Source organism: Pedobacter sp. 01N416 (genome assembly GCF_056399685.1).
This window is the reverse complement of sequence record NZ_JBFTRT010000329.1, coordinates 1-5,554: the sequence shown is the minus strand read 5'-3', so window position 1 is coordinate 5,554 and position 5,554 is coordinate 1. Positions and strand designations below refer to the sequence as shown.

Below are 5,554 nucleotides of genomic sequence, written 5' to 3'. Positions count from 1 at the left end.
TCGTAATTGGACTATCATCGCTATAGGTGATATACCTGCCACCGACATAATGGCACAGCCCTGAATAGGAATGACCTGTATCAATGACCACGGTATCCATATTATATAACAGATACTGTTCCATCAGGGAATTCATGAAAAAGGACTTACCAGTGCCAGATGGACCAAGAACGAATTTATTCCGGTTCGTGATCCTTCCAGAAGACATCGGCAGATCCGCAAGATCAATAGCGATTGGGATTCCACACCTATCAGTAAAACGGACGAGAAATCCTGATTGCTCATCTTTTGGGAGGCTTTCTTTTAGTAAAAGACATATAGCGGCTTCGGCAGTGGTCAGAAACCAGTCATACTTCCTGAGTTCAGCAGCATTGCCGGGTAGTGCCGTCCTGAATAATTCCAGCTGGTTGTAGGCATTCCTGCTAGGGATAATCCCGGTCCGGAACAGCGCGCTTTCAATATAGTTATAAGCCGTGTTGAGCAATGACTTTTCTGCACATACAATAATATTAAAATGTGCGTTTATCAGTAACCTGCCGTCCCTCGCCACTTCATCCAGTAATAAAGAAATATCCTCCACACACAGATTGTTTGCAGGATCGGGTATTCCACTATGCCGTTTCCGTTTAAGTTCCATCTGCCTGACCGTCATGGTCTGCGAAGGAATTTCGATAATCTGGTTATACAGAATGGAGGAACAGTCCGGTACTTTAAAAAGAAACGAAAGCATATCAGTAGGAAATCCCTTAAGACTTTCTTTGTCCGATAGCCTTACCGATGTTGGAAGCATGGCAGGAAGATCCACCTGATCGATATTGATCAACGGTATGGAACGGAAAGAGCGGGTTCCGACATTTACCTCGGTATCAGTGGGGTGATAATTGTCCAATGAAACGCTTTCCTCACCAAACTGCATGGACATAATCCTCATGATAAATAGGTTGATCTCTCTTTCCCTCAGTGCCCTTGGCTCCATTCCGTAATTGCCCAGCAGCCCAATAACCTTGACAACAGTTGTCTTAAACTCAGCAAGCGATTTCTTATCGTGCACAAAAAATGCCCCTTTTTTTACCTGCCTGGTAATGGTCAGTACCGTCTGGAGTTTTACATACGGTCTGCCCTCAAAATGTTTATTATAACTGTCCTGTAGATATTCATCTGCGACCTTATACTGGTATTCAGCCTTATAGATGATATCCTGCTTCTGAATGATATGACCTTCGCCAATAACCCTGGACAGATTAGCGAAAAGTTCATGAAAATTATCATAAGCTCCATGATCACCTCCAAACCTGAGCACGGGATTGGTAATATCGATCAGTACAGAAAATTCACCGTTCAGCCCATATAAAATATCCAGTTCTGCATCTATATCAATGCCCAGATAGGGTATCCTAAATTCTTTTTGTCTTACCATAAAGATTGATTTTTGAGAGACGGTTGGTCTGAAGATAGATCCMAAAAGAACGGGTCTTGTTGTGCAATCCCCTTTTTTGACACATCCCGATGTAAAAAAAGCCACCGATGATCAGCGAGATCATAATCACCGCTCCTACATACATATTGATGAGCGCCATGGTCAGCGCACCTGTAACCAACGAAAGCAACAGGATACCTACGCCCCAATAAATAAAACGGCCTTTAAAACCTTTATAGGTCAATGGTCGCTGTAGGCCTCTGTAAACTGGAAAAAACCCCTCCATAGCTATAGTCCAAAGAAAGCTTTAACGATAAGGGACGAGAGTACTAGAAAGAGACAGGAACCTCCCCAGCCCATCAGTTCCTTGTTGATATCCTGATCTCCGCTGTTCCATTTGGAATACACCCGGATACCACCAACGATGCCGACCAGTCCACCGATCACCAATGCAATATTGGTAGCCGGATCTACATAGGTCTTAAGCGTACTGGTAGCAGTATTCAGGCCGTTTACCCCGCTTTGTGCCATAATGTATCCATTAATTGTACACAGGTAAAAAAAAATGATAAACCTTAAATTTTTGATATTTTTCATTCGATTGGGATTTAAATAAATTGGTAAGAAATAAAAAAAACCACCTTCAGCGGTTAGAAATAGCGGCTCAGAGTCCGAAGACATGCACCAGCACGATATGGATGACGATGATAAATAGGGCAGAAAAAAACCAAGCTGGAATATCGGCACTTACATCTTTGCCCATCTGCATTTTATGGTACACATGGATTGCGCCAATAATGGAAATAAGTGCAGCCAATACAAGAGAYAGGTCTCTCATAGAGAAAAATGATTCCCTGATAAAGCTTCGAGCCTGCTGCATCTCCGAAATTCCAGGCTGGGCGTCAGCGGCAGTCCAGGTCAGCGAACAGATGACCATGAACATCAAACATCTTACTTTCATCGCTAGAACGAAACCGAGGAAGTGTACTCTATAGTTTCTGATCGGGCCAGGGCAAACAGTTCTTTGATGGAAACCCCTCCAGAAAATACGATCGGGGGCTCCTCCAGTTCCCCATCATCGAGAAAGTAATCAATCTCTTCATCTTCGATTTCTTTGAGCGAAACCTTTTCAGGCTCGGGAAGATCAATAACTACTGTGGTCTCATTTTCGTTTGCCGTATAGACCTGCTTTCTGATCCTTGAAAGATCGAAAGCGATAAGCCCTGAATAATAAAATGCGTAGATGCATAGCATCCAGGATAGGAATTGTATCCAGCTCATAGTTCAAAATTTTCTAATGATGTCTTAATAAACTTCTTAATTTCGGGATGCTGCTCAAAAAGCTGGTGCAGGGCAAAAGCAATTACCCGGTTCATATCCAGGCCCGAAGCCAGCTTTAGCCTATTGAGCAGCTGTACTGTTCTGTTGTTCAGTCTGGGATGGAGCATATGGGTGTTACCGGAACAATCAAAGTCTCTTATCAAAGTGATGATGTCCGGCTCCTTATCACCTCCCTTATTTGATATGCCAACACTTTTTCCATGCGTAACGGGGTCCTTGTTGGTGGGGACAATTTCTGGCGGCCTGATGCTCTTTCTGATTTCATCGGCCAGGGTTTTGATCTCTACTTTCATAAATTGCTATTAGGGTACAGGTGCAGTGGTTTCGATATGATCAGCATAGATCTGATCAAATACAGGGATAATCACCGGAAAAAGGGATAAAGGCGTTTGAGCGGTATCGGTCCGCTGGAAATCCACACGGTCTGAAATCGGAGCAGTAATTTTTCCGAACTTTGAAAGCTGCTCCTCCACTTCCGCTGCCGTATCGTACCTTACATTTCCCTTGACCCGGTTTGGGATAAAGACTAGGTGTCCCGATGGATTGATCTTTTTTAACACGACCGAAAAAAGAACGGTTGAATCGAAACTAAACTCGTCATAAGAAAACGGGCAGAGTACCAGATCTGCTGAAATGAATACAGGAATAAGCCCGTCATCATCCAGTTTTCCCGGCAGATCTATGATCACAATGTGTTCACTGCTCTGGCTGAGAACAGTATACATGGAAGGAAAATGTTCCAGTCCTGCAGCAATAATCTCATAATGTTCAGGGGTTTCAGCCAATTTGGCCTTTTCATATTTCTGGGCAAGCGACTGCTGATAGTCCATATCGATAACGGTCACCTTCCGTTTTTTGACCAGCGTTAAAAAGTTGGCCAATAAAAGGGTGAGCGTACTTTTCCCCGCCCCTCCCTTTTGGTTTCCAATAATAATAAGCATAATAAAAAAGGTTTAAAATTTAACGGGTATTTGTACGGGCTTTACCCTTGCGCTGACGGTTGCGACCTAGGATAGCCTCATCATCAATATCCTCCTGAAGCTCAAGCGCCCTAACTGGATTTTGGTAGAAACCGGATCCATCAAGTTCAGAAAGAATATAATTGACCTCAACGGCGGGATCTGCATATGATATTCTGTAAGCTTGAGCACGATTATCATTTTGACGGTCAAAATTTAAATAGGCAAAAACATCACGTAGCGGCATAACCTCTGAGCCTTTCATCACGGCTTTACCAGAATGGTCGATGATGGTATAACCATAGGGCATTTTATTATCCTTGCTGTGGAAAACTAGTTCCGCACCAGTTTTTTTCTTGACCATCTTGGAAAACTGTTGCAATTCTGATTCCAGATCGGCTTTTGAAAATACCAGATTCTCATTAGATAACCGATCAGTTAAGATTTTAATAAAAACACCTCGCAGCTGCCTGCACCGGTTTTTATCCTTGCCCTGTTCCCCAAACTTAGATTCAAGATCTATTGTCCTTAAGGTTGAAACCGACTTTCCACAATGGGATACTTCCATATTTCCCTTTTCAAAACGAACATCAAAACCTGATCTTTCCAACAGGGTACGCACCTGTGCGAGAGTGCTAAAATTGTAGCGAAGCAACTTATCAAGCTTAGTCGTATCAGCTTTTTCACGTTGCATTACTGTAGAAAGCGCCCTAACTGACCGGAGCTTTTCAAAGGCGGAAGATATCTTTTCCCCATTCTTATTGACCCTTGTCGATACAATATGCACATGGTTATTTCCAGTATCCTTGTGAAAGATCACCAGATATGGATTTTCAGCATAACCCATTTCCATCAACCACTTTTCAGCAGTACTCAAAAGTTCTTCTTTTGAAACTGCTCTGCCCTTCGCAGAAATCACCGCATGGAATTGTGGCTTAATTACCCTTTTGTTCACAGCTGATACCGCCTTCAGGTAATTGATATAATCCTGTGGGCCAATTTTAGCCAACCCCATCAGGCCCCCGAAATTCCGTACCTTCAGAAGCTCCCCTTTTCCGGACTGCATCTTCTCATGGTTATATCTTACTCCGGCAAAAGTTGCTGAAGAACTGAGTATCTTAACAATCATATAACTGCGTGACTTTGCAACCAGCTCCGTAAAAAATAAGATTACAGTGAAACAAGATCATTGGTATTATTGTGATACAGTTTCATTAAAAACCCTGTAGCGGCATATCTTGCTATTGAGCTACAATCGAAACAAGGATTCCAAGTAGCTGATGAACTGGTTATCCAGTTCATTGTAAACTTACAAACAGCATAACATTGTAACCAGTTTTCAGGTTATACAGCTACTGCATAACAGAATGTCCGTTTAGCCACCCAGTAACTTTAACACCTTTTTATTTCCATGTTGAGATTTTTTAAAAGCAGCGAATGTTTATCAAGTTCCTTACAATACCGTGTGAAAATTACCGGAGACAATACACCCTGCTTATTCAGTATATTCGCATATCTCGCCAGCTGATTAATATTATTTCCGGTTCTGGAAAGCTCAAGCCCTATCTGGTCAATGCTGTTCAGGACTGAACGTCCATCAAAAACCAACTGCAGGTTAATATCGAGCATTCTTTTTCTAACAATATCACTTCTTTTCAGTCCAAGAAGCTTTTCCAGAGAGATAATGGTGTTAAATTCCTCCTCCGAAAAACGTGCACCTATCCTTCTGGTTTTCTTACCACTTTTCAGATAGGGCCGTCCGAGCCGCTTTTTCTTTTCTTCCATTCCAAAATCATCTAAAAGAGAAAACGAGTTGCGAGTTTTCTCCATCCCCAAA

The 5,554-nt window shown here is 42.5% G+C and carries 9 protein-coding genes; all 9 read right to left on the bottom strand.

Features of this window, described 5'->3' with window-relative positions:
- Positions 1 to 1,417, bottom strand: a 1,417-nt coding sequence (locus tag AC1DND_RS17700; RefSeq protein ID WP_477583608.1) for a TraG/VirB4 family ATPase, incomplete at its 3' end; no start/stop codon positions are given.
- On the bottom strand, positions 1,395 to 1,661 hold the full coding sequence (locus tag AC1DND_RS17695; protein ID WP_477583606.1) for a plasmid transfer protein: 267 nt from the start codon (positions 1,659 to 1,661) through the stop codon (positions 1,395 to 1,397). The genes AC1DND_RS17695 and AC1DND_RS17700, both read right to left, overlap by 23 nt.
- Positions 1,662 to 1,705: 44 nt before the next feature.
- A complete protein-coding gene (locus AC1DND_RS17690; RefSeq protein ID WP_477583604.1) occupies positions 1,706 to 2,014 on the bottom strand; it encodes a DUF4134 domain-containing protein in 309 nt (102 codons plus the stop codon).
- Between the two features lie 67 nt (positions 2,015 to 2,081).
- Positions 2,082 to 2,378: a DUF4134 family protein gene (locus AC1DND_RS17685; protein ID WP_477583602.1), complete on the bottom strand. Its 297-nt coding sequence runs from the start codon at positions 2,376 to 2,378 to the stop codon at positions 2,082 to 2,084.
- A gap of 2 nt (positions 2,379 to 2,380) precedes the next feature.
- Positions 2,381 to 2,698: a hypothetical protein gene (locus AC1DND_RS17680; RefSeq protein WP_477583601.1), complete on the bottom strand. Its 318-nt coding sequence runs from the start codon at positions 2,696 to 2,698 to the stop codon at positions 2,381 to 2,383.
- Positions 2,695 to 3,051: a hypothetical protein gene (locus AC1DND_RS17675; protein ID WP_477583599.1), complete on the bottom strand. Its 357-nt coding sequence runs from the start codon at positions 3,049 to 3,051 to the stop codon at positions 2,695 to 2,697. The genes AC1DND_RS17680 and AC1DND_RS17675 overlap by 4 nt, the downstream gene beginning before the upstream one ends.
- A gap of 9 nt (positions 3,052 to 3,060) precedes the next feature.
- Complete coding sequence (locus AC1DND_RS17670) at positions 3,061 to 3,699, bottom strand: ParA family protein (RefSeq protein WP_477583597.1); 639 nt, start codon at positions 3,697 to 3,699, stop codon at positions 3,061 to 3,063.
- A gap of 19 nt (positions 3,700 to 3,718) precedes the next feature.
- Complete coding sequence (locus AC1DND_RS17665) at positions 3,719 to 4,846, bottom strand: relaxase/mobilization nuclease domain-containing protein (RefSeq protein WP_477583595.1); 1,128 nt, start codon at positions 4,844 to 4,846, stop codon at positions 3,719 to 3,721.
- Positions 4,847 to 5,109: 263 nt separating this feature from the next.
- Positions 5,110 to 5,554: plasmid mobilization protein (locus AC1DND_RS17660; RefSeq protein ID WP_477583594.1), on the bottom strand; the 445-nt coding region annotated here is incomplete at its 5' end.

Bases quoted from the DNA above. Each gene is read 5' to 3' on its own strand.
- AC1DND_RS17690 (WP_477583604.1), bottom strand. From the start codon at position 2,014: ATGAAAAATATCAAAAATTTAAGGTTTATCATTTTTTTTTACCTGTGT.
- AC1DND_RS17680 (WP_477583601.1), bottom strand. From the start codon at position 2,698: ATGAGCTGGATACAATTCCTATCCTGGATGCTATGCATCTACGCATTT.
- AC1DND_RS17675 (WP_477583599.1), bottom strand. From the start codon at position 3,051: ATGAAAGTAGAGATCAAAACCCTGGCCGATGAAATCAGAAAGAGCATC.
- AC1DND_RS17670 (WP_477583597.1), bottom strand. From the start codon at position 3,699: ATGCTTATTATTATTGGAAACCAAAAGGGAGGGGCGGGGAAAAGTACG.
- AC1DND_RS17665 (WP_477583595.1), bottom strand. From the start codon at position 4,846: ATGATTGTTAAGATACTCAGTTCTTCAGCAACTTTTGCCGGAGTAAGA.